Source organism: Aquimarina gracilis (assembly GCF_035285365.1).
Taxonomy (GTDB): domain Bacteria; phylum Bacteroidota; class Bacteroidia; order Flavobacteriales; family Flavobacteriaceae; genus Aquimarina; species Aquimarina gracilis.
Map to the genome: position 1 here is coordinate 681,551 of NZ_JAYKLX010000002.1, position 25,479 is coordinate 707,029.

Sequence of the window (25,479 nt, forward strand, 5' to 3'; positions counted from 1 at the left end):
AAAGTTGAATTAAAAAACGTATTGCATTGTTCTATATAGAAAACTTTTCTATTTCGGTATCTTCAATTTCTGTATTTTGAACCTTGTTTTCTTGGTTCAAAATACTTTGAATTATATCTGATTGTTCTTTAAGAATACTGTTGTAAAATAAAGTGCTTGTCGGGATTTTTACATTAAAAGTTTTATAGATCCCATTGATTAACTTGGTTATTTTCAAGCTATGCCCCCCCAGTTCAAAAAAACTGTCTGTCAAACCAACTTTTTCAACCTCTAATATTTCTTGCCACAAGTGAGCCAGTTGTTTTTCAAAATCATTACTGGGGGCTACATATTCCTTTTGAGTGATTTTTTTAGGTTCAACATCTGGGAGTTTGGTATGGTCAATCTTTCCATTAGGTGTTAGAGGAACAGATTTGATAACCATAAAATGATTAGGAATCATATAATATGGTAGTTTTTCTTTAAGATACTGTTGTAGCTTTTCCAACGTTATCTGCTTTTTCTCTACAAAATATACCACCAATACTTCTTGTTTGTTTACTTCTTTTATCGTTACCAGGGCTTGAGATATATTTTCTGAAAACTGCAGTATTGCATTCTCAATTTCTCCCAACTCGATTCTGTATCCTCTCAGCTTAACTTGGTTATCTTTTCTTCCATAGAACTCGATATTACCATCGGCGAGCCATTTGGCCATATCTCCGGTATCATACATATATGTACCTTTCTTGAATGGGTTTTTAATAAAACGCTGCGAAGTCAATTCGGAGCGATTCAAATATCCTTTGGCTACTCCTTTACCTGAAACAAATAACTTTCCTATGACACCAGGTGGTACTAACTTCTTATTTTCATCTAAAATATAAACCTGCGAATTGGTTATTGGTTTTCCTATTGGAATAGAAGTGTACGATTTACTTTTGGATAATTTATAGAACGTACTGTATGTAGTATCTTCCGATGGGCCGTAAAGGTTTCTAACCTCAACATCGAGTTTTAAGAGGTTTTTGGCAAGATCTATTGGGAAAGGTTCTCCCGCCAGATTTATAGCACTTACATTACTCAAATCGTATCCATTTTCCAAAATATTTCTGAGACTTGAAGGAACGGTATTAAGCAATACTTTATGATCCTCGTTCAGATATTCTCCCATTTCTAAAGCATTCTCCAACAGTCTTATTTTCTTTCCAGTAGAAAGTGTGTAGAAAATCTCAAAAATTGATAGATCAAAACAATGAGAAGTAGCTCCATATACTATATCAAAATCGGTACTTCCAAATTCGTCTTGAGCCCAATTAATAAAAGAAGCAGCATTATTATGAGTTAACATTACCCCTTTAGGATTTCCAGTTGTTCCAGAGGTATAAATTATATAGGCAAGATCTGATGAAACAAACTCAAACTTAGGATTATCTTTGGAATAGTTTTGCTGTTCTTTGTCAAAGGAAATAAACATTTCCTCGTCTATCACCATTATGCAATTACTGTCATTTTCTATATAAGTAATGCGTTCTTCAGGATAATTTACGTCTATAGGAACATATGTAGCACCTGCTTTAAGTACAGCGAGTAATGAGATTATTAATTGCTCATTTCTTGCCAGTTTGATCCCAACAAAATCCCCTTCGAGTATTTCTTTTTCTTGCGTAAGATAATATGCCAATTGATTTGCGCATTCATTAAGTTGTTTATAGGTCAAAACATTATCTTGAGATATAATAGCGACATTATCTGGAGTTTTTAACACCTGTTCTTCAAATAAAGAAATAATGGTGGCTTCATCATCATAATCCGAATAGGTATTATTAAATTCTTCTAATACAAGTTTCTTTTCTCTATCTGTAATAAATTCTATTTCACTAAGTGGAATTTCCGGGGAGCTTACAACCTGATGAAATACCTTTTCCAAATGAAGAAAGACAGTATTTATAAATAAGGATTCATAAATATCTGTATTGTATGAAATACTTAACGATAAATCTTCATCTTCCACAAAAGAAAAAGACATATCAAATTGTGAAGAATCTGTCCTCAATTCATATTCTTTGATTTTAAAGTCGGGAAGAGATTTTCTATTTTCAAAACCAGATAATTGTTTCTGATTATGCAATACAACCAAGATATCGAATAAAGGAGACCTTGAAGTATCTCGAACCAAATTTAATTCTTCTACAAGAAGATCAAATGGTAAATCCTGATGAGCGTAGGCACCGAGTAAGTTTTGTTTTTCCCTACCTAATAGGGTTAAAAAAGTATCTGCATTTTCCAAGTGTGTTCGAATGGCCAAAGTATTTAGGTACAGCCCAACTTGTGATTCTAAATCTGGATGTTCTCTACCAGCTACCGGTGTTCCCACAATAATATCTTCTTGATTGCTATATCGCGTGAGCAATGTCTTTATTGAAGTCATTAAAGTCATAAATAAGGTAACCTCATGTTTTTGCGAAAATTCCTTAAGCTTGTTTAATAACTCCTTTGAATACTTATGAGTGATAACATTACCGGAATATGTTTTAATCAACGGGCGTTTTTTTGTACTTGGTAGTTGCAATATGGGTATTTCTCCTTGAAAAACACTAAGCCAATATGCTCTAGATGCAGATGCATTATTTGTTTTATCTGACAACCAGGTTGCATAATCCTTAAATTGTATTGGTAATTCTGGCAAAGACAATGAACCTTGCAATTGAAGTTGTTTGTAAGCTTCGATAATTTCTGAAGTCAATATCTCTAGTGACCAACCATCACTTATGATATGATGCATTGATAAGAAAAACACAAAATTGTCATTATCTTTCTTAATCAAAGATGCTCTTAACAAAGGGGCTACAGAAAGATTGTATCCCTTATTTTGCTCTTGTTTAATATAATGTCTTACTGATTTATCTGGAGATTTTGTATTTGAAAAATCCTTGATTAATAAACTTAGGTTTACTTCAGATTTATCGGCTATACCATGTTCTAAAATTCCCTCATCGTTATTCTTAAAATAAGAGTATAATATTTCATGTCGATTTATTACATATTCAAAAGCCCGTACAAAATCGCTTTGATTAACCTGCCCATATAGAGCCACGGCTCCAGATATATGGTAAGCGTGATTGTCGGTTTCAAACTGACTTAAAAACCATATTCTTTGTTGTGATGGTGTCGTTGGATAAAAATCACGCGTTGTGGTTTTATTAATTGGCGAAAACTGTCTTTCTTCAAGTGTATCACACAATTTCTCTATAGTAGGATTATTGTAGAAAAAAGAATATGAAACAGACTTTCCCATTCTTTTATAAACCCTATTAATGATTTGAGAAATCATCAAACTATGCCCTCCTAATTCAAAGAAATTATTGGCAACTCCTATATTCTCTTTTTGAAGAACATCCTGCCATATAGCAACCAATTCAATTTGTGTTTTGGTAACAGGCGCCTTATAATTATGATAAGTAGTATTCTCTATTGTTACTTTTGGTAGTTTTTTCTTATCAATTTTCCCATTAATAGTTAAGGGTATCGAATCTATATTAATGTAATAGTTAGGAATCATAAACGATGGTAATTCTGTACTAAGACTATTACTTAACTCGGTATAATCAACAGTTTTACTAGAAACAATATAAGCCACTATCGCTGGATTCGTTTTCTCATTTGCAACAACAACTACAGCCTTTTCTATTTTATCTTGCGAAATCAAAGCTTTTTCGATTTCTCCAAGTTCAATGCGATATCCTCTTATTTTGACTTGATCATCCTTCCTGCCCATGAATTCAATCATCCCTTTGGATGTCCACCTTCCCAAATCCCCTGTTTTATAGAGTTTTTGTCCTTTTACAAAAGGATGATTAATAAATTTCTCTGAGGTTAGTTTTGGACGATTGTGATACCCTCTTGCCAAACCATCACCTCCTAAATAAATTTCTCCAGTAACCCCTACCGCAACAGGACTAAGCTTATTATCTAACACATAACAAGTACTGTTCGAAATTCCTGCCCCAATGGGTATCGTTTGAATATTGTCCTCTAGATCATCAACCGGATAATATGTAGAATAAGTAGTGTTCTCGGTAGGGCCATATACATGATGCAGTTTAACATTGGGATATAATTCTTTAAATCTTCTTACATGTTTTACAGAGACTTGTTCACCTCCAAACAAAACATACTTTAAATTTTTTACATACCCTAATTCCGATTCTACTATAGTATTAAACAAGGCGGTGGTTATAAAAAAGCTATTTACATTATGAGCCCGTAATAAATTATCAAATTTGTTCAGGTTCAAGAAAATATCTTTTGCAGCCACTACAAAACTTGCTCCATTAAGAAGCGGCATAAACATATCAAAAGTAGAACCATCAAAAGAGAAACTGGATAACCCTAAAATCGTATCTTTTTTGGCAACTTCAATATAATTCGTATTCTTAACTAATCTAACAACTGACTTATGTTCTACCAAAATCCCTTTAGGTTTTCCTGTAGATCCTGAAGTGTAAATTATGTAAGCAAGGTTATTAGGCTCCAAAACTACTTTTGGCAAGGAATCTTTACCATTCTGTGTTTTATCAAAAGCTTCTAAGAGATTTTTGTCTACAATAACTTTACAGTTGCAATCTTTCTCGATATATTCAATTCGTTGCTTTGGATACTCTGGGTCTATAGGAACATAAGCCGCGCCTGTTTTTAAAATGGCCAAAATCGATATTACTGACCATTCGCTTCGATCCAATTTTATTCCAACTAAGTCCTCAGTTTTTATATCATATTTTGCAAGTAAGTAATTTGCCAGACGATTGGATATTTTATCTAGTTCAAGATATGTCAGTTTAATTTCATTAAAAACAAGTGCTTCTTGTGTTGGATTTTCATTAACCTGTTCAACAAATACATCAACGATTGTTTTGTCCTTTGGATAATTGGCTGTAGTCTTATTAAAATCAACCAATATATTATTTCTCTCTTCGACACCCAGAAGATCAATTTCATCTATTAAAATATCTGGCGAAGTCGTTACTTGCGTCAAAAGGGTTTCTAAATGAGAAAATATGTTGGTTATAAAAAACTCATCATAAATATCTGTATTAAATGTAACGGTTAATAAAAGTTCTTCTTTTTCTAAAAATGCAAAAGACAAATCGAATTGCGAAATCTCCCGTTCTAGTGAAAACTCATTTATCACTATACCTTCTGGGGTTCTTCTGTTCTTAAATTTGGATAATTGCTGATGGTTTTGCAAAACCACCATAACCTCAAACAATGGAGATCGAGAAGGATCTCTTTTTACATCAAGCTTCTCAATAAGTTTGTCGAATGGATATTCCTGATGTACAAATGCTTCTAATACTTTTTGTTTCTCTTGTCGTAATACATCCAAAAAGCTATTTCCGGTTGCAATTTGAGTTCTAATGGCCAAGGTGTTGATATACAACCCTATTTGTTGTTCAAGATCAGGGTGTTCTCTACCTGCTATAGGTGTACCAACGATAATATCTTTTTGGTTGGTATATTTACAAAGTAACGCTTTTACCGCTGCCATTAATGTCATAAACAAAGTGACATGGTGTTGCTTTGAAAAGCTTTTTAACTTTGCCAATACCTCTTCAGAAAATGTATAGCTGACATCTTTCCCAGAATAAGTTTTTTCTAAAGGCCTATTCTTAAAACTAGGTAATTGTAAGACTGGTAATTCTCCTTTAAAATTGTTAATCCAATATTCTTCGGAAGATATCCCTAATGTAGATGAATGCTTTTTAGCTAACCATGCAGTATAATCTTTAAACTGAATAGGAAGATTTGGTAACGAAGGTATTTTACCGGACTCTAGTTGCAAATAACATTCTACCAGCTCTGAGGTTAGAACTTCCATAGACCAGCCATCACTTATAATATGATGCATGGAAAGGAAGAATACAAATTCTGCTTCATTAACCTGAATAATTGAAGCATTAAATAAAGGTCCTCTTGAAAGATCATATGTAATACTTAACTTCTCTTTTATATAATCTTCAACTTCATCATATGCAGAACTTAGTTTCGAAAAATCTTTAAAACTGAGAGTCTCCTCAAAATTAGATTCGGGTAAAATACACTGTTGTACTATTCCATCTTCACTGGTGGTAAAAACAGTTCTTAAAACCTCATGTCTATTTACAACATAGTTAAATGCTTTCTTTAAAGCGTTAACATCGAGCTTCCCTTTCAAGGATAATCCACTAGTAACATGATACGCCTGGTCTCCTCCTTCCAATTGACTTAATAACCATAATCGATTTTGGGATGCCGTTATTGGGTAAGAATCAGAAACTGAAACCTTTTCAATCCTTTCAAATTCTTCTTTGTATAAAGATTTACTAATGTTTTCTATGGTAGGGTTCGAATAGAAGGTTCTAAAAGGTATCGTTTTACTCATTTCTTCCTGAACCCTATTGATAAGTAGAGAAATCATTAAACTGTGCCCTCCTAACTCAAAGAAGTTGTCTTTAATCCCAATATTCTTAATCCCAATTATTTCCTCCCATAAATCAACTAGTTTTTCTTCAGTCTTGTTTGTTGGAGCCACATAGTCATTTCTTATAACATCGACGGTATCAATCTCTGGCAATGCTTTTTTATTAACCTTTCCATTGGCCGTAAGAGGTATCTCATCTATGACAATAAAATGACCTGGAATCATATACGAAGGAAGCTGTTCTTGTAAATAAGATCTTAATTCAGATTTATTAACAACTTTATTCTCTACATAATATCCAGCCAATACATCTACATCCTTTACATTTTTGACGGTTACTGCGGCTTGCAGAATATCATCAGAAAATTGCGAAATAGCCGTTTCTATTTCTCCCAATTCTATACGATATCCTCGCAGTTTAACCTGATGATCTTTTCTTCCTAAAAATTCGATATTTCCATCTGGCAACCACTTTGCCATATCTCCGGTATCATACATAAATTGACCATCGCAAAAAGGGTCCTTGGAGAACTTCTCGGTTGTCAATTCTGGGCGATTAAGGTATCCTTTTGCCACTCCTGCTCCAGTAACATAGAGCTTTCCTACGGCTCCATATGGAAGTAATTGTTTATTCCTATCCAAGACATATGCTTGGGTGTAGGTTATAGGTTTTCCAATAGGAATCGAAGTTCTATACTCTTTATCTCTTGATAGTTTGTAATTGGTACTATACGTAGTATCTTCAGAAGGGCCATATAGGTTTCTCACCTCTAGGTCATATGTTAAAAGTTTTTGAGCGATATCTACTGGGAATGGTTCTCCGGCCAAATTCACGGCACTTACATTACTAAGATCGTAACCGCCCTCAAGTATATTCCTAATACTTGAAGGCACTGTGTTTAACAATATATTCTTGTGATCTTTGAGAGACTTACCTATCTCTAAAGAGTTATCTAATAACTTAATTCTTTTACCAATAGATAGGGTGTAAAAGAATTCGAAAATGGATAAGTCAAAGCAATGAGAAGTAGCTGCAAATACCACTTCAAAATTTGTATTCTTAAATTCCTCTTTTGCCCAATTAATCAACGCAACCGCATTTTTATGGGTAATCATAACTCCTTTGGGATTACCCGTAGTGCCAGAGGTGTAAATGATGTATGCTAAATCATTAGAAGTGCTTTGAAGCAGCAAATTTTCTTTTTCATTCGCTTTAAATTTGTTTAGGAATGCATTCAATTCATCTTTGTCGATTACCAACTTACAATTACTATCGTTTTCAATATAAGAAATACGTTCCTCTGGATAATTAACATCAATGGGAACATAAGTCGCACCAGCTTTAAGTATAGCCAAAAGAGAAACTATCAAATATTCGGTTCTGGATAATTTTACACCTACAAAATCTCCTTTAACTATTCCCTTTTCGCTCCTCAGATAATGAGCTAGGGCATTTGATTTTTCGTTTAACTGTTTATAAGTCAAAACGTTTTCTTCAAATTCTATAGCAACTTTACTTGGTGTTTTTGTAGCCTGCGCTTCAAAAAGAGAAATAATAGTTTGGTTTTCAAAGGTATTGAAGTTATTAGTGCTTACTGATTGTGATAAAAGAGCGGCCTTTTCCTCATCAAACAATATTGGTATTTCGGTTGCCAATACTTCGAGATTGGTCTCTAGATTTTTAACCCAAGACACAAATTTTTGTAAAAAATTCTCGGCAAATTCATTTCCCACAAAAGTTTCTGCATACGAGATCAAAAATTCTAAACTTTGGTTTTCGTTTTTTTGTATTGTTATAGAAAATGAGGCATTGCTTTCTGCTTCGTTATTGTACACAAATCCAAAAGGAGTATAAGTACCAAAAGTATCTTTTTGAAATGATGTATTGTTATACTCTTTATGTTTATATACCTCTTGAACTTCTAGTTTAACTTCTTGAAGAAAATTCTTTAATTTTTTCTTTTCAATAGAATTAAAAGAGAACAAAAGAGGCGTTTCATCATTGGCCATTATGCCGTTTGAATATACTAAATCACATTCCTCAAAATAGCGTTGTAATAGCACATTGAAAAGAGACAATAAAACAGTAAACTCTACGATGTGATTTTTGGAAGTAAGTTTATAAAAATACTGTAAACTCTGCTCTTCTATTAAAATACTTGCAGTAGATGCATAACACGTATTGGCACTTAAAGTAGAATCTGTAGAAGTATTATATCTCAGTTTTTCGCGCCAATAATTCGTAGCTATTTTTTTCTGAATTGAATTCATCTTAATTATGAAGTTATGCTATATTACCTAGACTTACTAAGTGATAGGAAGGAATTGAAGCTATGATATTTTGCTGCAAAGAATTAATTCTAACTATAATTTTGTTGGCATTATTAATTTTTAAAATCTCACATTCCAGGCCACTTAGTGAGCCTGAATTAATGACTTTATTCTCTCCAACTCTTAATAGTTTTCCCGAGGTTTTAATGTCTGACAGCTCATCAGAACCTATACACAACTTAATTTTAAGTATTTCTTCTTCGCTCACTCTGGCATATTCATTTCCAAATTTTATGAATGTGCAGGCCCCTTCTATAGAGACAGCTTTATGGAAGTCCATAGATGAGTTTATCTTAACAAAGACGTAAGAAGGAAAAAGAGGAAGTTTGATCATTTTTCGTCGATCACTCCATCTTCTAATGGTTGTGATCATAGGTAGAAAAGATTCTAGTTGATTCTCTTTAAGAAGATCATCAACTTTTCTTTCGTGGCGTGATCGAACATAAAGAACATACCACCCGGTTTTAAGAAGTTTGCCCATGAATATTTAAGTTTTGAAAATAACTTGATAGCTACTTTCTATAAGTGAAAAAATTTGTGTAATCGAATAATGTGAAAGAAAGCTAAAAAAAGAATACAGCTTCGCTTCCTCGACTCACATAGTGTACTTGCCAAATAAAAAAATACATTATGTAAAATCTAGTAGAGCTTATACGATATAATCTTTATATCATAAAACAGCTTTCTTGTTATGGCAATAAATTTTGAGCAATTTAAATCTCAAAATTGAACTTTAAATTAATACCATTTTAAAAAATCAATAATTCTATTAAAGAAATTGTTATGATCTTGCCTTAATACAAACTTAAATTAAAACTAATGCTCCAAACAAGTTATTGCAGTCCGTTTTCAGGAATAAAGACCCTTAATTCCCGGAATTAGGAGATAAAACATATATATTAAAATATTGATTATCAATTATTTAAAAACAAATATGTTTAAATTCATCTGAAAACACACTTTATCAAACCGAAAAAGTTTTGAGTGGAAAATCATTTAATTATGCTATGTTTTGTTAACATACACACTCTATTCATTAACATTAATTTAAAACCTATTTGATTAAATGATGAACACAAAAATTTTATCCTGCGCAAATACTTTTCACCTAAATTGTCTTCAAATACATTAATGGAATATACTTATAGAAATAAACCATTAAAACTCAAATAAGATGTACCTGAGCCTATTATTGCCAAATAATGGGGTTCTCTAGAAAACTGTATATTTGTATGATATTAACCAGGGGCTTATTAATACTTATTTTGAAACACAAAAATTCAAACATTTTTTATGGAATTTTGTCTCACCGCATTTCATTTGTAATGAAAAAAGACAAGATATACTTCCTATATAAATAATGCTCCAAACTTTAAACTTAAAACCGGTTAAACAAATATAAATGTTACTTAGTCTAAGTCCTATGCAGCTTGCTCCAATGAACAACCAAAAAAAGAAACATTAATAAAATGGTTCATTTTGGGACTAAATACTATTTTTATCCGTTATGTATGTATTATGAGATAAGACATAAGGTTTATATTGAAAATATAATTAATAACATTAGAACGTATCCTGTTTTTTTAAATTAAATAGTAAGCAGAGAATGTCTAATTGCTTAATTATTATTGAAATCAGTTATAGAAAATGAAGAATTTAACATATAAAACTATTGTATTTCTCGGCTTCTTTGTTCTTAATCAAATGACTGGGCAAGTTGTTTCGGAACAGGCAAAAAAAGACTACGATACACTCACCAAATATTTTCAAAAACATACCAAAGACTCAATAAAATCAAAAATTTATGCAAAAGCTTTTCTTTTAAAAGCAAAACTTGAAAACAATATTTCAAGGCAAGCAGATGGATACTATATGCTTGCAACCATATCATCTAACGAAAAAGCACTAATCTATGCCGACAGTGTTATAAGGCTCACAAAAGAAAAAGATAACTACGTCTACCCGGCGGAAGCACATCTCTTAAAAGCCCGAATTTTTGGATCAAAAGGAGAATATCAAAAATCCAAGGACGAATTGATACAAGCAAATTTGTATGCCAATAAAAATGAAAACATTGATCAAAAGTTTAAGACCAAATATTTTATTGCAATTTTAAAAAGTAACCTAGGAGAATACCAAGAAAGTTCAAACGACTTGCGATCTATTGTTGCGTATTATAAAAATAAATTTGATCAAGACCAGAAGTATGAGTATGATTATATAAAATCATTGTATGCACTAGGCGATGCGCATAATGGAAACAAAAAGTATGATTCTGCTTATGCTATTAACAAAAAAGCGGTAAGATCTTCATTACATTCCAAGGACAGTTCACTTTATGGGAGGCTTCTCTTGTCTTCTGGAATTACTCATTATCACAAAAAACAATATCAGCAGGGCCTAGACAGTATTAATAAATTAAAGAAAATAAGCACTTTTAGAACACAAAGTAACGGAACCCTAGTGCGGGCAGATTTTTTCCTAGGAAAAATATATTTTGAACAAAGTGATTATGAAAAATCCATCCACCATTTGAAAGCCGTTGATTCTTTCGCTTTTTCTAAGCAATATTTCTTTCCTTCTATAAGAAATACTTATGAGCTACTAATTAGGTATTATAAAGAGCAAGAAAATACCGAAAAACAACTTTTCTATATCGATAAGTTATTATCTGTTGATAGCATTCTCGATAATGATTTTAGATATTTATCAAGACAAATAAACGAAGAATACTCAACTCCTAACTTAATGTTAGAAAAACAAGAAATAATCAACTCTTTAGAAAAGACTAACAAAACCAAAGTTATTTTTGTTATTCTATTATCTATAACATCCTTGTTACTTATAATAATCTTGATTCGAAATGATCAAAAGAAAAAAACATATAAGAATAGGTTTTTAGAATTATTGAATGATAAAAATCCAGTTGTAGATAACACTAAAAATACGCTTACAAAAAGGAGTTATAAAAACGAGCAAGATGGTATTGGAATTTCCGAAATAATAGTCAATGATATCCTAAAAAACCTTTCTGCTTTTGAAAAAAACAAAGAATTTTTGACACCAAACTTAACGGTTAGCGGTTTATCCAAACAATTTAAAACGAACTCTAAATATCTATCCAAAGTAATCAACATTCATAAAAACAAAAGTTTCAGTAATTATGTAAACGAATTACGTATTGGGTATGTTGTCGAGGAACTAAAATCCAATCGTAAATTTAGAAAATACACGATCAAGGCAATTGCCAACGAGATAGGTTTTAATACTACTGAGGCTTTTTCGAAATCTTTCTACAAAACTACGGGAATTTACCCCTCTTTCTTCCTGAAACAACTTGAAAAACAAACTCAAAACAGCAAAACTCAAGAAATAGCATAAAATACTGTTTATCAGTGTTTTAAAAATGTGAATTCCTGAAAACAGACAAGTTAATTCCTGAAAACCAGACTAAATCCTTTATTATTATCACCTATTTATTTGATTAATATATACATTAGTAGAATCATTAATCAATATAAAATAGTACAGACATGAAAAAATCACACAATCAAAATCAAGGTCAAAAAAAAATTACACTTAAAAAATTAAAAATCTCAAAACTTACGAATCTAGAATCTATCAAAGGAGGTGCAGCAGTCTTTATGACTACCGATATAGGAACTGATACTTTCACAAATTGTTAGACATACTTTAATTAAAATATTAAGTCAATGAAAAAATCACGCAATCAAAATCAGGGTCAAAAAAAGCTTGCACTTAAAAAATTGAAAATAACAAAATTAAATAATTTGATTTGTATAAAAGGAGGGGCAAATGATCATATAAACAATGTTGCAACAACAGATACTACCGATACATTTTGTTAACGTGAGATTATCATTGTTTATCTTTTTATAATCTTATGAAAAAATCAAATAAACAGAATCAGAAAAAACTGAATTTAAAGAAACTGAAAATAACAAAACTCTCGAATCCTGGAAAAGTGAAAGGCGGTGCCATAGCTTACCTGGATCCCGAAACAGATACATTTAATACTAGATGTTAATTTTTATTTCAATTACTCAACAAAATCATGAAAAAATCACACAAACAGAATCAAGATCAAAAAAAGCTTAGTTTAAAAAAATTAAAAATCTCAAAACTTACAAATCCAGAAAAGGTTAAAGGTGGAGCCATGGCTTACCTGGACCCCGAAACAGATACATTTGAAACGCGATGCATGTGTTAAAAATAGTATTATCCCAAAAAACTTCAAATATGATTATTATTTAAAGACAATGGTGATAAACAATATAACTTAAAAAAGATTATCCTTTCATAATTATGAAAGGATAATCTTTTTTTCAATACTTATCAATGAAAATCAATTCTAATACTTTTCTATAGAATTATGAATATCAATTTTGTCCTTATTTTGGTTCTTATGTTGCTGTCATTTCTATCAAAATCACAAAGTAAAACGAATCTTTTGCCCAAAGCCATCGTAGTAGATGAATATCATGGTACAAAAATCGAAGATCCCTATAGGTATGCAGAAGATCTAGAATCTCCAATAGTAAAAGACTGGATCAACAAACAAAATAAAGTGTCAAATGGTTTTTTAAATTCGATAAAGAAAAAACAGTATTTAATAAATCGCCAAATAGAATTTGATCAAAAAAAGGCATTCGTAATATCAAAACTCGCAGTTACCGAAAATGATGTTTATTTTTACTTAAAGCGATTACCAAACGAAAATGTTCCCAAACTATATTACCGAAAAACTTTCTCGGGTAAAGAGCAGTTATTATATAACCCCGAAAACTTCAATCCAAGTTCTAATATAGAATACGTGATCAATTATATAAAACCAAATTGGGATGGTACTAAAATTGTGGTGAGCCTAACAAAAAAAGGGAAAGAAATCTCGGAAATGATTGTTATCGATGTTTCTTCAAAAAGTATCTATCCAGAAACAATAAATAATGTCTGGCCTTCTAATAGTGGTGGGGTGAATTGGTTACCAGACAACTCAGGTTTTATCTATCTTCATTATACTTCGACAGACCATACTTCGACCAATTTTTTGGAAAATACTAAATCTGTAATCTATAAATTAGGGCGTGATCCAAAAAGCATTGAAGAGATATTTTCTAGAAGCAATAACCCCAAATTGGAATTGAAAAAAGAAGATTTTCCAATTATTCTTCTAGAAAATCGAAAAGATAAATACCTTATTGGAAAAACTCCAGGAGCGGGTAGCTATTATAATTCTTATTATTTGCCTTTAGAGGAAATCAATACTAAAAATTGGAAACCCTTATTCAAAAAATCAGATCAGGTTAAAAGTGTAATTTTAAAAGGTGATTCTATCATTTATCAAACTTCGAAGAACGCACCAAACTTTAAAATCTGCATTACTTCAATAAAAAAACCCGACTTCGATAATCCTAAAATATTGGTTGAAGAGAACAAAGAAGAAGTTATAACCGATTTCAAGATCACAAAAGAAGGGTTGTTTTTTGTTACAAGCAAAAATGGAGTAAAAGCATCTTTGTTTAAACTAGAAAATGCGTCTAGAAAAGAGATAAAACTTCCTCATGTTTACGGAGACTTAAGCCTTACTTCAAAAGGGCCAAATTATCCCGAACTCTGGATCACGGCAAATGGCTGGATTTCGGATAGCAAAAGATTCGAATACTCCAGCGGAACTCTAATTGATAAAGATTTCAATCAAACATTAAATAATGATTTATTTAAGGATATTATTATAGAAGAAATTGAAGTTGATGCCCATGATGGTCAAAAAATTCCACTCTCGATACTACGAAAGAAGAATATAAAAAAAGGAAAAAATAACTTTGTTTTGATGGATGGATATGGGGCATATGGTATATCGATGAAGCCAGCCTTTTCTTTAAGAAGACTCCTTTGGGTACTTGAAGGAGGTATTTTTGTAGTCGCCCATGTAAGAGGTGGTGGTGAAAAAGGTGATGCCTGGCATAAAGGGGGGTATAAATCTACTAAACCTAATACCTGGAAAGATTTTATTTCTTGCGCAGAGTATTTAATTGACAATAAATACACCGTAAAAGAAAAACTAGCTATTTGGAGTGGTAGTGCTGGAGGAATTATGATTGGAAGAGCTATTACAGAACGACCGGATCTGTTTAAAGCTGCTATAATCGAGTTTGGCTCTTTAAACATGCTTAGATCAGAAATGCGAGCCAATGGGGCAACTAATATAAAAGAGTTTGGAGCACTTAAAAACCCAAATGAATTTAAAGGTTTATTAGAGATGGATGCTTATCATCATATAAAAGATGGCGAAAAATATCCTTCTACATTATTAATGGCTGGTTTAAATGATGCTCGGGTACCTGCATGGTTCTCTGTCAAATTTGCTGCGAAAATGCAAGGAGCTAACTCTGCAGATAGCGATAACTTATTAGTAATTAATAAAGATACTGGTCATGGCGTTGATAACACTAAATTAAAAAGTTTCAATCGATTTGCAACAGTAATGTCGTTTGCATTTTGGCAAACGGGTCACCCCGATTATCAACCAAAATAGGTCAGTAAACTTCATGAAAGTCAATCTCCATTTAAATATTTAAGGTTTTGGCGTGTCTGGCAGCTTAATTAATGCCGCTCTTTGATTTTGAAAAGAGTTAATTTGTAAGAACCAAAGCCCAATACCTGCCGACCCTTGCATAAGGCCTGTTTGGGCTGCAATAACATCCGGACTTTTGCGATTTTCCGCATGTATCCATTTCATATAACCTTTTTCTTGGGTAGATTGATAAACAATTCTTTGTGTCATTTTTTCCGAAAACTCCAAATATTCTATATTTCCTGTGATTTCAAATAGCCAAAGGTAATATTCTGCTACACCTGTGGCTCCACAACACTTTCCAACATTATTCCAATAACCAGATGTTTCTTTATAATCAATACCTTCTAGCATTAAATGATTAGCAGAAAATGTTATCTTATCTAACCATTTTTGATCTTTCGTAGTCTCATATAATAAATAATAAAACCTACTGGTCCCTACGGGCCCATTACACCAATTTAAATAATACAATTCCTCCTTATTTGGTAAATGATGCGGGACATACCCTTTTTCGTTAGATATAGAGTCAAGAAAATCTCCAGCGCCAATTGCAGCAGCCAAATACTTTTTATCTTGGGTTCTTTCATAGCTTTTAATCAAAAAATAGCCTATTCCGGAAGCTCCATGGGAAAAATTATCAAAAAAATAGGAATCATTAGGAAAAGCTTTCCAGCGAATCCCCTTATCTTCTTGAACAGCATGATCTAGCAATCCATTTCCTACTAATATAGCTAGACTATCAGCTTTTTTTGAAGACAATTCATCGGCTACATGTTGCAAATAAAGTCCTATTCCGGCGCTTCCATAGACAATATCGGTAATAGAATCCCAATGTATACCGGTTAACGATTTTTTTGACGATCTGTCCAAAATGTCTACTGTTTTTAAAACTGCTTTTTTGTACTTTTCTTCACGCGTAGTCTTAAAAACCTCAGTTAAAGCAAATCCTATACCTGCTAAACCCGAATAAAGCCCCACCTTTTTTGAATTGTAAATTGTATCTTGAATAGTATTTACCAAGTAATCTGCACCAAGTTTTGCTTCATTAAGATACATAGAATCGCTAGTCGTATTAAACAATTCTAAATAAAACAATACAATACCCGAACTTCCTCTATACAGTGCATCATTCGTTTTAGAATATGTACTATCTGGCATTTGTTTCCATATTACACCTTCCTCAGATCTACTTTTAGCAGTTTGTATATATTTTTCAGATTTCTTTGCCAACGACACCCAATCCTCGTCTTCAAAATATTTTTTCTGATTGGTTGAACAGTTAATAAAACTGAAGCATAAAATAAATAGAGAAACCTTTGGTAATAAATCGCCCTTCAGTGACATAAAATGTGGTAATAAAATATTGTTTTGTGTGTGTCACAAATCTAATGGATTTTTACAAGTCCCAATATTTATTAACATAATTATAAGTAGTATAACAACGGGGTTGTACTTAGGTAAAAGGAATAAAAAAAGGCCTTCAAGAATGAAGACCTTTTGTGGGCGCGAAGGGATTCGAACCCCTGACCCCTTGGGTGTAAACCAAGTGCTCTGAACCAACTGAGCTACGCGCCCTTTATGTTTTTTTGACAATCCTTGTTCCTGATTGCGGATGCAAATATAAGACAGTTTTATAGTCTACCAAAAGAATTTCAAAGAAAAATTAAATTATTTCTGCTACAACAAATGTACTTCCTCCCACATAGATTAAATCTTTATCTGTAGCCTGTTGTAAAGCAGCACCATACGCCTCTTTAACCGAAAAATATTCGTTGCCTATTAAATTAAAGGCTAACGCTTTTTTTGTTAGTTCTTTTTCATCCAATCCCCTTGGGATATCAGGCTTTGCAAAATAGTAGATCGCATCTTTGGGAAAAAGACTTAATATCGAATCGAGGTCTTTATCATTAACTAATCCCAAAACTATATGCAAAGTATCCCTGGCCTCTTCAGATAACTGTTTCAGAACTACATTTAAACCATCTGGATTATGCGCGGTATCACATATAACTTTTGGGTTTTGTTGTAAGATCTGCCATCTTCCTAATAAACCCGTATTAGAAACTACATTATTAAGACCTTCTTCTATTGATTTTTCGGTTATTTCCCATCCCTTAGTGTTTAAGACAGAAATAGTTTGTAATACCGTTCTAATATTTTCTTTTTGATACTCTCCCTTCAAATCTGTCGCGAAAGGCTTTTCTTTAAGTTCTTTTGCAAAGTATATATTGCTATTACACTTTTCTGCTTTTTCTATAAAAACTTCTTTTGTTTCAAAAGTTGACCTACCAATTACAACAGGAACATTTTCTTTAATAATACCTGCTTTCTCTAAAGCTATTTTGGGCAGGGTATCTCCCAGAAAACGAGTATGATCTAAACCTATATTTGTAATTACAGAAATCTCGGGTGTTATTATATTAGTCGAATCTAATCTTCCGCCTAATCCAACTTCAATTACTGCAACATCTACATTTGATTCTGAAAAATATTGAAAGGCCATTCCAACGGTCATTTCAAAAAAAGACAATTGATTATCCTCAAAGAATAACCGATGCTTTGCTACAAAATCGACTACATATTCTCGAGACACTTCTTTTCCATTGATTCGAATACGTTCTCTAAAATCTTTTAGGTGTGGAGACGTATACAATCCTACTTTATATCCCGATTCTTGTAAAATCGAAGCGAGCATATGGCTCGTAGAACCTTTTCCATTGGTTCCCCCTACATGAATACTTTTAAAATCCTTATGCGGATTTCCAAGATATTCTGCCAATTGTATAGTGTTTTGTAGATCTATTTTATAAGCGCTTGCACCTTGACGTTGATACATTGGTAGTTGGGCAAACATCCAATCCAGGGTTTCCCTATAATTCATTTTTCTGTTATTCGGAAAGTTTAAACTGATAAATTATTGTTCCCACCTGCTTTACAGGTGCTTTAGAATCACTATTAAACCGGGTAGCTAAAGCAGCTCTTTTTGCTGGTTCCATCAAGCAGGAAGCACTATTGGTGGTACCTTTTACCCCAGGAGTAGCTTTTACTACTCTCCCACTTTGATTTACCTCTATTTTTACTACTACTATACCGGATTCATTACAATCTTGAACAAATTTCTCTTTATTAAGTGCTTTACGACCTCCTAAACGATAATTTCCATCACCATCTAACCCTTTTCCCGTTCCATAGTAAGATCTAGCGTTAGGATCACCATCAGGGCTCCCTTTATCTCCAGGGGATCTATCATTCCCTTCTCCTCCATTTGTCTTACCATCATTTTTTGGGCCGTTTGAAAAACTATTTAGAATATCTAATGTAGATTTATCAGGTTTGGGGTCTGGTTTTTTTTCCTCTACCTTTTTTTTAGGACTATCCTTTACTGGATTTTTTACAAGTTTTTGATCTGTTGTATTTTCCGGATTCTTAATTGGTTTTTCAACCTTTTTTTGAGGTTTTTTCTTAGGTTTTTTATCAATTACTGGTGCATCCTCGGTTTCTTGGGTAGCTACCTCTTCTATAATCTCTGGAGAATCTTCTTGAGGTTCTGGTGTTACCGGAGTCGCTTCTGGAGCTGTATTCTTAGGGGATGTCTTGATTGGTTTATTGGGTTGCACCTTACCAGATCCAGTAGAAGTCGTTCCAAAATTAACGGCAATTCCACTTTCTTCTTCAGGCACAATGTAGTTCAGACTTAGATAAAATAACAAAAAAATAAGCCCTATGTGCAATAACAAGGTAAGCACAAAGGACTTTCTTTTATGTTTTGTATCTAATTTTAGCATATCAATCTGGTTTCACAGCTAATATTACTTTAAACTTATTTCTGTTTGCTATATCCATTACACCAACAGCCTTTTCAATGGGAACACCTTCTTCTGCTCTTAGGATAATAGTAGGTTCATTTTGCCCTTGTAAGCGAGAAACCAAGGTTGATTCAAGCCTACTTTGAGTAATACGTTCATCATCGACATAGTACTGCAATTTATTGGTAATACTAACCGATATATTTTGCACATTAGAACTTTTTCCTTTTGCCTTGGGCAATATAAGATCTAATGCCTCTGGTGTAATGGCCGGAGAAGTTAGTAAGAAAAATACCAGCAACAGAAATACAATATCTGTCATCGATGACATACTAAACTCTGGACTTACTTTATTTCTTCCTCTTAAATTCATATTACGCAGGTTCGTTTAACAAATCAAGGAAATCTACAGCATTTGCTTCCATACTATGGATAACTTTATCGGTACGAACCACCAAATGGTTATAACCAATATAAGCTACAATACCCACTACCAATCCACCAACTGTGGTTGTCATAGCCGTATAAATACCTTCTGCCAAAACTCCCATATCTGCAGTCCCTGAACTAGATGCTAGATTATGAAATGCCAAAATCATACCAATTACAGTTCCCAAGAAACCTATCATTGGTGCCGCTCCTGCCACAGTTGCCAAAATACTTACATTTTTTTCTAATTTATACACCTCTAGTCTGCCCGCATTTTCTATAGCTTTATTTATATCCTCTAGAGAGTGGCCTATTCTAGAAATACCTTTTTCTGTCAATCTAGCTACTGGGCTATTGGTTTGAGCACACAAGATTTTTGCAGCTTCAATTTTTCCACTCGCCACATTATCTCTTATTTTACTCATAAAACTTTCGTCATACTTTGAAGCGGCTTTAATAGCAAAAAGTCTTTCAAAGTATATGTATACGGCAACAAATAGCAATACAAAAAGAATTGCAATAATTACAACTGCACCTGTACCTCCACTTAAAAGAAGATCCATAATCGATAATGACTTCTCTTCAGTGGCGGTTTCAATTTGTGCAGAATTTTGGGCAATAGCACCAAGCATAGATAAATACATCATTTTTGATTTTGTTAATTTAGTGTTAGTATACTAACGTTATTTATGTAGGTTAAGTATGTGGTTCTTTGTTATAATATGTATATAATTCCTAATAAACCAACACCCCCTAGCACAATTGTATACGGTAAAGCCATTTTTACCATTCTTAGATAAGACAGCCCTATCAATGGCGCCAAAGAGGAGGTTAATAAAAATAAAAACGCTGCTTGACCATTAGGTGTTGCAACACTAGGTAAATTTGTACCCGTATTAATAGCAACAGCAAGTTTCTCAAATTGATCTCGAGATATAACTCCGCTATCAAATGCTTGTTTAACTTCTCCGATATAAACTGTAGCGACAAAAACATTATCACTAATCATCGATAAAATCCCATTGGCTGCATAAAACATTGCTGGCTGATCTTCAGGATTCATTTTTAATGCCCAGTCTATAATGGGTGTAAAAAGATGTTGATCATGGATCATTGCCACAATTACAAAGAACACCACCAATAATCCTGTAAATGGTAAAGCTTCTTCAAAAGCCCTTCCCAACTGATGCTCTTCGGTGATACCCATAAAAGCAGTTTGAACAATAATTAGCGCTAACCCGATAAATCCAACGGGCGCCAAATGCAAAGCCAAACCTATAATTAGAAGTATTGCAGAGATTGCCTGTACAATTAAACCATATTTTGATTGATCAGAACGATTTGCATCCTCTTCTTCGGTATAACTCTCTATAATTCTACGAGCTACTTCTGGTAATTTTGCTCCAAAACCAAACCAACTGGTAGATTCTAAAACTGCTGTGGTTATCATTCCCGCAACCAAAACGGGTAATGAAATAGGTGCCATTTTTAGGAAAAACTGTATAAAATCCCATCCCATTCGCTCTCCGATCAATAAATTTTGAGGCTCTCCTACCAACGTGCAAACTCCTCCAAGAGCTGTTCCAACAACTCCATGCATCACTAAACTCCTTAAGAAGCTTCTAAATTGCTCAAGTGTTTCTCCACTTAATTCTTTTCTATCCAGCACTCCACTTTCATCATAATCCCCAGAACCGGAATGAATTTTGTGATAAACTCCATAAAACCCAACTGCAACGCTAATCAATACAGCAGTAACCGTTAATGCATCCAAAAATGCCGAAAGTACAGCCGAAAGAAATACAAACAGTAAAGACAAAATCATTTTCGATCTGATTTTTGTAAATACCTTACTGAATATATACATCAACAAAGGCTTCATGAAATAAATCCCGGCAACCATGAAAACAAGTAGAAGAATTACTTCAAGGTTTTGCTCTACTTCTAGAAGCACTCCCCCTTTAATTCCCTTTCCTAGTTCATCGTGCATGATTTTACCGTGATCTAGTTTATACATAGGATGTGTTAATCCTAATACTAATGCTTCGATAGCCAAAATTCCTCCAGACTGTAGCGGATAACATTTTAATGCCATAGCCAGTGTAAAGATAAACTCACCAATAAACAACCAGGCTGTAATGGTTGCTCCTAATACGAAATAAGAAAATACATTGAAAATTAAAAATCCGATCATCACAGCTTTGAACCATTTCGGACTATTACCTAGAAAATACTTGAACATAGTGTGTACTTGGTTATTATATACTATTAATATTATAACAGCTGTTTAAGAGCTATCTCAAATGCTGTTTTACTTATATTAGTTTTTGTTTGATTGTTATTGTAAGTGTTTTGAATTGCTTTCTTTATAGTTTCTGAAGTATCCATAAAAATTGCTTCATCGGTCATTTGTACTTTTCTTTCCATAAAATAAGCAAACACTCTAGCCATACCACAGTTGGAAATAAAATCGGGGATAAGACTTACTTTTTCGTCGGTATACTCCATAATAGGGCCAAAAAATATTTCCTTATCTGCAAAAGGAACATTGGCACCGCAAGATATCACTTCCAAACCTGCATTAATCATTTGTGTAATTTGAGCTTTGGTAATTAATCTAGATGCCGCACAAGGGGCGAAAATTTCTGTTGGTAATGACCAAATTTTTTCATTTAACTCTTCAAAAGGAATTAACGTATCATGGTATAACTTGTTTCCTTTCTTATTAAGATACAAATCCTTAATTTCTTCAAAAGAGAAACCATCTTCTTTAATCAAACCTCCTGCATGGTCTATAATCCCAACAACTTTGGCCCCCATTTCAGAAAGATAATACGCCGCTGCTGATCCTACATTTCCAAAGCCTTGAACTACAGCTCTTTTTCCTTTAACATCACCTCTATAGATGTCATAATAATGTCTCACAGCTTCTGCGACTCCATATCCAGTTATCATATCGGCAACAGTATATTTTCTAGAAACATCAGGAGAAAAAGTTGTGTTTTCCAATACTTTGATAACCCCCTGCCTTAACTGACCGATTCTATTGATCTTATCTGCTTCAGTAGGTTGAAAATGTCCATTAAAGACTCCTTCTTGAGGATGCCAAACTCCACACTCTTCAGTTATAGGTATAACTTCATGAATTTCATCAACATTAAGATCTCCTCCAGTACCGTAATAGCTTTTTAGCAAAGGAGAAACTGCTTTATACCAACGTTTTAAAACACCCTTTTTTCGAGGGTCATTAGGATCAAAATTAATTCCCGATTTTGCCCCTCCTATTTCTGGACCAGAAACGGTGAATTTAACTTCCATAGTTTTTGCCAAGGAAAGAACTTCATTCATATCCAGGCCTTTTCGCATTCTGGTTCCTCCACCAGCTGCTCCACCTCTAAGAGAATTAATAACCGTCCAACCTTCTGCTTCAGTTTCAGAATCCTTCCAATTAAAAATTATTTCTGGTGTTTTATTCTCGTATTTTTTTAATAAATCTTTCATTTATAAAATTTCAACTCATAAAATAACTTTTTACTTCAGCAACTATCAAAATTGCCCTTCCGTGTTTAAATTAAAGTAATCCTCCCTTGGGAGGTTAGAGTTGATTCATATTACAAGCGTATTAAATTACATAGAAATGATAGTAAAAAAGTAACCTCACAAATATAAAAAACTAAATATGGCAAATGCTTAAATAAAAATAAAATTATAATAATTAAAAAATGAAGTATACTTCACCATTTGAATTATCATTTATTCATGAAAAAGCAATCAAAATTTTTAGTATTAAAATTCTCAAAACATGTTTTTATCAAAAAACAAAAAAAACACTAAAACTATCATATTATAGCTTATATTTGTTGAATTATTAAAAATACTGGGGTTATCCAGATTTATTTTCATCAAAAAGTACGAATTGCGTGTTATGCACGCACAGTAAATTATATCAAAATATGGACTTTAAATTATCCGAAGAACAATTAATGATACGAGACGCTGCTCGTGATTTTGCAAAAGCTGAATTACTTCCAGGCGTTATAGAGCGTGATAACAAACAAGAATTTCCTACCGATCAAGTCAAAAGAATGGGAGAACTTGGTTTTCTAGGAATGATGGCTTCTCCAGAGTATGGCGGTGGCGGAATGGATACCTTATCCTATGTACTTGTTATGGAAGAGTTATCAAAAGTAGACGCTTCCTGTTCTGTAATTGTATCTGTAAACAATTCTTTGGTATGTTGGGGTCTTGATGAATATGGGACACCAGAGCAAAAGGCCAAATACCTTTCTAAGCTTACCACTGGTGAATCTATCGGTGCTTTTTGTTTATCTGAGCCCGAAGCTGGAAGCGATGCAACCTCTCAAAAAACAACCGCAATTGACAAGGGAGATCATTATATATTAAACGGAACCAAAAACTGGATTACCAACGGTGGAAGTGCAGATTATTATTTGGTAATCGCACAAACCGACAGAGAAAAAGGACACCGTGGTATTAATGCTTTCATTGTAGAAAAAGGGTGGGAAGGATTTGAAGTTGGACCAAAAGAAGATAAGCTAGGAATCAGAGGTAGTGATACTCACTCTCTTATCTTTAATGATGTTAAAGTTCCGAAAGAAAATCGTATTGGAGAAGATGGGTTTGGTTTTAAATTTGCTATGAAAACATTGGCCGGTGGTCGTATCGGGATCGCTGCACAAGCATTAGGAATTGCAGCTGGCGCCTATGAGCTGGCAAAGGAATACTCTAAAGTGCGCAAAGCTTTTGGAACAGAAATTATGAATCACCAAGCAATTGCATTTAAACTTGCCGATATGCATACTAAAATTGAAGCAGCGAGAATGTTAGTTTACAGAGCTGCTATGGATAAGGATAATCATGAAAATTATGACTTATCGGGTGCTATGGCCAAATTATATGCTTCTGAGGTAGCTATGGAAACTGCTGTAGAAGCCGTACAAGTTCATGGAGGAAATGGCTTTGTAAAAGAATATCATGTTGAGCGATTAATGAGAGATGCCAAAATCACTCAAATCTATGAAGGGACAAGTGAAATTCAGAAAATTGTAATATCAAGAAGTATTCTTAGAGATTAATTAGTTAAAATTCTCTAAATCAAAAGCCCAGATTGCAGCGTTGCAATCTGGGCTTTTTTATTGATCAATCTTTTGAAGATAATACAGTATCAATTTTTTCAAAAGAGTACTTTCCTAGCAATTTTCCTTCCGGAGTAATCAAAAATTTAGCAGGAATTTCTGTAACGCCATATTTTCTAGCTATTGAAGACATCAAAACAAATTTGTTTTGATCCACTATTTGATGCTTCCATATATAACCCAACTTATCTGTAGCCTTTTCCCAAGTTTTATCATTTTTCTCTAGAGCTATTGTTACTATAATTACTTGATCTTGGTATTTTTCATGAATACTAACCAACTTTGGACTTTCCTTTATGCAAGGAGCACACCATGAACCCCAAAAATCAAGTAATACATATTTACCTCTTAAGTCTGACAACTTAAACGGAGTGCCATCAACTAACGTAGTTTCAAAATCAGGAGCAATTTCTCCACTATTTGCTCCCGAGTTTTTCACATATAAATAAAACAGGCCAGAAGCTATAATCACACTAAAAATAAAATACTGAGCTAGTTTTTTAATCATGTGTTTTAGGTTACAAGTTGATTGTAAAAATACTTAATAATATATTTGTCGATTTTATTATCAGTTTCGTACAGCTAAAAAACAGGCATAAAAAAACCCTCATCGGTTAAGATGAGGGTTTTATAAAGAAGGCGGTGACCTACTCTCCCACGATTGTAGTACCATTGGCGCTAACGGGCTTAACTACTCTGTTCGGAATGGTAAGAGGTGAG

17 protein-coding genes, 1 tRNA gene and 1 rRNA gene are annotated in these 25,479 nt (G+C 33.2%); 7 read left to right on the plus strand and 12 right to left on the minus strand.

Annotation, left to right across the window (positions count from 1 at the left end):
* Positions 1-31: 31 nt before the first annotated feature.
* On the minus strand, positions 32-8,710 hold the full coding sequence (locus tag U6A24_RS05815) for a non-ribosomal peptide synthetase (protein WP_324178990.1): 8,679 nt from the start codon (positions 8,708-8,710) through the stop codon (positions 32-34).
* 13 nt (positions 8,711-8,723) lie between these two features.
* A complete protein-coding gene (locus U6A24_RS05820) occupies positions 8,724-9,251 on the minus strand; it encodes a UpxY family transcription antiterminator (RefSeq protein WP_324178991.1) in 528 nt (175 codons plus the stop codon).
* 1,166 nt (positions 9,252-10,417) lie between these two features.
* On the opposite strand from U6A24_RS05820, the gene U6A24_RS05825 reads away from it, so the two are divergent.
* The 6 genes from U6A24_RS05825 (at position 10,418) to U6A24_RS05850 (ending at position 15,326) form a co-directional block, all read left to right on the plus strand.
* Complete coding sequence (locus tag U6A24_RS05825; protein WP_324178992.1) at positions 10,418-12,151, plus strand: helix-turn-helix domain-containing protein; 1,734 nt, start codon at positions 10,418-10,420, stop codon at positions 12,149-12,151.
* 152 nt (positions 12,152-12,303) lie between these two features.
* Complete coding sequence (locus U6A24_RS05830; protein ID WP_324178993.1) at positions 12,304-12,456, plus strand: hypothetical protein; 153 nt, start codon at positions 12,304-12,306, stop codon at positions 12,454-12,456.
* A gap of 27 nt (positions 12,457-12,483) precedes the next feature.
* Entirely contained in the window at positions 12,484-12,639 is a 156-nt protein-coding gene (locus U6A24_RS05835; RefSeq protein WP_324178994.1) for a hypothetical protein, read from the plus strand.
* Positions 12,640-12,674: 35 nt separating this feature from the next.
* Complete coding sequence (locus tag U6A24_RS05840) at positions 12,675-12,818, plus strand: hypothetical protein (protein WP_324178995.1); 144 nt, start codon at positions 12,675-12,677, stop codon at positions 12,816-12,818.
* A 27-nt stretch (positions 12,819-12,845) separates the two neighbouring features.
* Positions 12,846-13,001 carry a hypothetical protein gene (locus U6A24_RS05845; protein WP_324178996.1) on the plus strand — a complete coding sequence of 52 codons (156 nt, stop codon included), beginning with the start codon at positions 12,846-12,848 and terminating at the stop codon, positions 12,999-13,001.
* A gap of 162 nt (positions 13,002-13,163) precedes the next feature.
* Positions 13,164-15,326: a prolyl oligopeptidase family serine peptidase gene (locus U6A24_RS05850; protein WP_324178997.1), complete on the plus strand. Its 2,163-nt coding sequence runs from the start codon at positions 13,164-13,166 to the stop codon at positions 15,324-15,326.
* A gap of 39 nt (positions 15,327-15,365) precedes the next feature.
* On the opposite strand, the gene U6A24_RS05855 is transcribed toward U6A24_RS05850, so the two are convergent.
* The 8 genes from U6A24_RS05855 to U6A24_RS05890 all read right to left on the minus strand — a co-directional run bounded on the left by U6A24_RS05855 (position 15,366) and on the right by U6A24_RS05890 (position 23,104).
* Positions 15,366-16,712, minus strand: coding sequence for a lanthionine synthetase LanC family protein (locus U6A24_RS05855; protein WP_324178998.1), 1,347 nt, complete (start codon positions 16,710-16,712; stop codon positions 15,366-15,368).
* Positions 16,713-16,868: 156 nt separating this feature from the next.
* Positions 16,869-16,943 (minus strand) — tRNA-Val (locus U6A24_RS05860).
* 88 nt (positions 16,944-17,031) lie between these two features.
* The gene (locus U6A24_RS05865) at positions 17,032-18,249 is read right to left on the minus strand and encodes a bifunctional folylpolyglutamate synthase/dihydrofolate synthase (RefSeq protein WP_324178999.1); all 1,218 of its coding nucleotides are present in this window, start codon (positions 18,247-18,249) and stop codon (positions 17,032-17,034) included.
* Positions 18,250-18,256: 7 nt separating this feature from the next.
* Positions 18,257-19,153: a cell envelope integrity protein TolA gene (locus U6A24_RS05870; RefSeq protein ID WP_324179000.1), complete on the minus strand. Its 897-nt coding sequence runs from the start codon at positions 19,151-19,153 to the stop codon at positions 18,257-18,259.
* A 1-nt stretch (position 19,154) separates the two neighbouring features.
* Complete coding sequence (locus U6A24_RS05875) at positions 19,155-19,547, minus strand: ExbD/TolR family protein (protein ID WP_324179001.1); 393 nt, start codon at positions 19,545-19,547, stop codon at positions 19,155-19,157.
* A 1-nt stretch (position 19,548) separates the two neighbouring features.
* On the minus strand, positions 19,549-20,247 hold the full coding sequence (locus U6A24_RS05880) for a MotA/TolQ/ExbB proton channel family protein (protein ID WP_324179018.1): 699 nt from the start codon (positions 20,245-20,247) through the stop codon (positions 19,549-19,551).
* A gap of 71 nt (positions 20,248-20,318) precedes the next feature.
* Positions 20,319-21,845, minus strand: coding sequence for a sodium/proton antiporter NhaB (gene nhaB / locus U6A24_RS05885; RefSeq protein ID WP_324179002.1), 1,527 nt, complete (start codon positions 21,843-21,845; stop codon positions 20,319-20,321).
* Positions 21,846-21,877: 32 nt separating this feature from the next.
* A complete protein-coding gene (locus U6A24_RS05890; protein ID WP_324179003.1) occupies positions 21,878-23,104 on the minus strand; it encodes a Glu/Leu/Phe/Val dehydrogenase dimerization domain-containing protein in 1,227 nt (408 codons plus the stop codon).
* A 452-nt stretch (positions 23,105-23,556) separates the two neighbouring features.
* On the opposite strand from U6A24_RS05890, the gene U6A24_RS05895 reads away from it, so the two are divergent.
* Entirely contained in the window at positions 23,557-24,699 is a 1,143-nt protein-coding gene (locus tag U6A24_RS05895) for an acyl-CoA dehydrogenase (protein WP_324179004.1), read from the plus strand.
* A 64-nt stretch (positions 24,700-24,763) separates the two neighbouring features.
* Here U6A24_RS05895 and U6A24_RS05900 read toward each other — a convergent pair whose 3' ends face one another.
* Both U6A24_RS05900 and rrf read right to left on the minus strand, forming a co-directional pair.
* The gene (locus U6A24_RS05900; RefSeq protein WP_324179005.1) at positions 24,764-25,267 is read right to left on the minus strand and encodes a TlpA family protein disulfide reductase; all 504 of its coding nucleotides are present in this window, start codon (positions 25,265-25,267) and stop codon (positions 24,764-24,766) included.
* A 126-nt stretch (positions 25,268-25,393) separates the two neighbouring features.
* A 5S ribosomal RNA gene (gene rrf / locus U6A24_RS05905) occupies positions 25,394-25,479 on the minus strand; the annotation flags it as partial.

What these genes read in the sequence shown, in the direction of transcription:
- U6A24_RS05815 (WP_324178990.1), bottom strand. Translation starts at nt 8,710, where the DNA reads ATGAATTCAATTCAGAAAAAAATAGCTACGAATTATTGGCGCGAAAAA.
- U6A24_RS05820 (WP_324178991.1), bottom strand. Translation starts at nt 9,251, where the DNA reads ATGGGCAAACTTCTTAAAACCGGGTGGTATGTTCTTTATGTTCGATCA.
- U6A24_RS05825 (WP_324178992.1), top strand. Translation starts at nt 10,418, where the DNA reads ATGAAGAATTTAACATATAAAACTATTGTATTTCTCGGCTTCTTTGTT.
- U6A24_RS05830 (WP_324178993.1), top strand. Translation starts at nt 12,304, where the DNA reads ATGAAAAAATCACACAATCAAAATCAAGGTCAAAAAAAAATTACACTT.
- U6A24_RS05835 (WP_324178994.1), top strand. Translation starts at nt 12,484, where the DNA reads ATGAAAAAATCACGCAATCAAAATCAGGGTCAAAAAAAGCTTGCACTT.
- U6A24_RS05840 (WP_324178995.1), top strand. Translation starts at nt 12,675, where the DNA reads ATGAAAAAATCAAATAAACAGAATCAGAAAAAACTGAATTTAAAGAAA.
- U6A24_RS05845 (WP_324178996.1), top strand. Translation starts at nt 12,846, where the DNA reads ATGAAAAAATCACACAAACAGAATCAAGATCAAAAAAAGCTTAGTTTA.
- U6A24_RS05850 (WP_324178997.1), top strand. Translation starts at nt 13,164, where the DNA reads ATGAATATCAATTTTGTCCTTATTTTGGTTCTTATGTTGCTGTCATTT.
- U6A24_RS05855 (WP_324178998.1), bottom strand. Translation starts at nt 16,712, where the DNA reads ATGTCACTGAAGGGCGATTTATTACCAAAGGTTTCTCTATTTATTTTA.
- U6A24_RS05865 (WP_324178999.1), bottom strand. Translation starts at nt 18,249, where the DNA reads ATGAATTATAGGGAAACCCTGGATTGGATGTTTGCCCAACTACCAATG.
- U6A24_RS05870 (WP_324179000.1), bottom strand. Translation starts at nt 19,153, where the DNA reads ATGCTAAAATTAGATACAAAACATAAAAGAAAGTCCTTTGTGCTTACC.
- U6A24_RS05875 (WP_324179001.1), bottom strand. Translation starts at nt 19,547, where the DNA reads ATGAATTTAAGAGGAAGAAATAAAGTAAGTCCAGAGTTTAGTATGTCA.
- U6A24_RS05880 (WP_324179018.1), bottom strand. Translation starts at nt 20,247, where the DNA reads ATGTATTTATCTATGCTTGGTGCTATTGCCCAAAATTCTGCACAAATT.
- nhaB (WP_324179002.1), bottom strand. Translation starts at nt 21,845, where the DNA reads ATGTTCAAGTATTTTCTAGGTAATAGTCCGAAATGGTTCAAAGCTGTG.
- U6A24_RS05890 (WP_324179003.1), bottom strand. Translation starts at nt 23,104, where the DNA reads ATGAAAGATTTATTAAAAAAATACGAGAATAAAACACCAGAAATAATT.
- U6A24_RS05895 (WP_324179004.1), top strand. Translation starts at nt 23,557, where the DNA reads ATGGACTTTAAATTATCCGAAGAACAATTAATGATACGAGACGCTGCT.
- U6A24_RS05900 (WP_324179005.1), bottom strand. Translation starts at nt 25,267, where the DNA reads ATGATTAAAAAACTAGCTCAGTATTTTATTTTTAGTGTGATTATAGCT.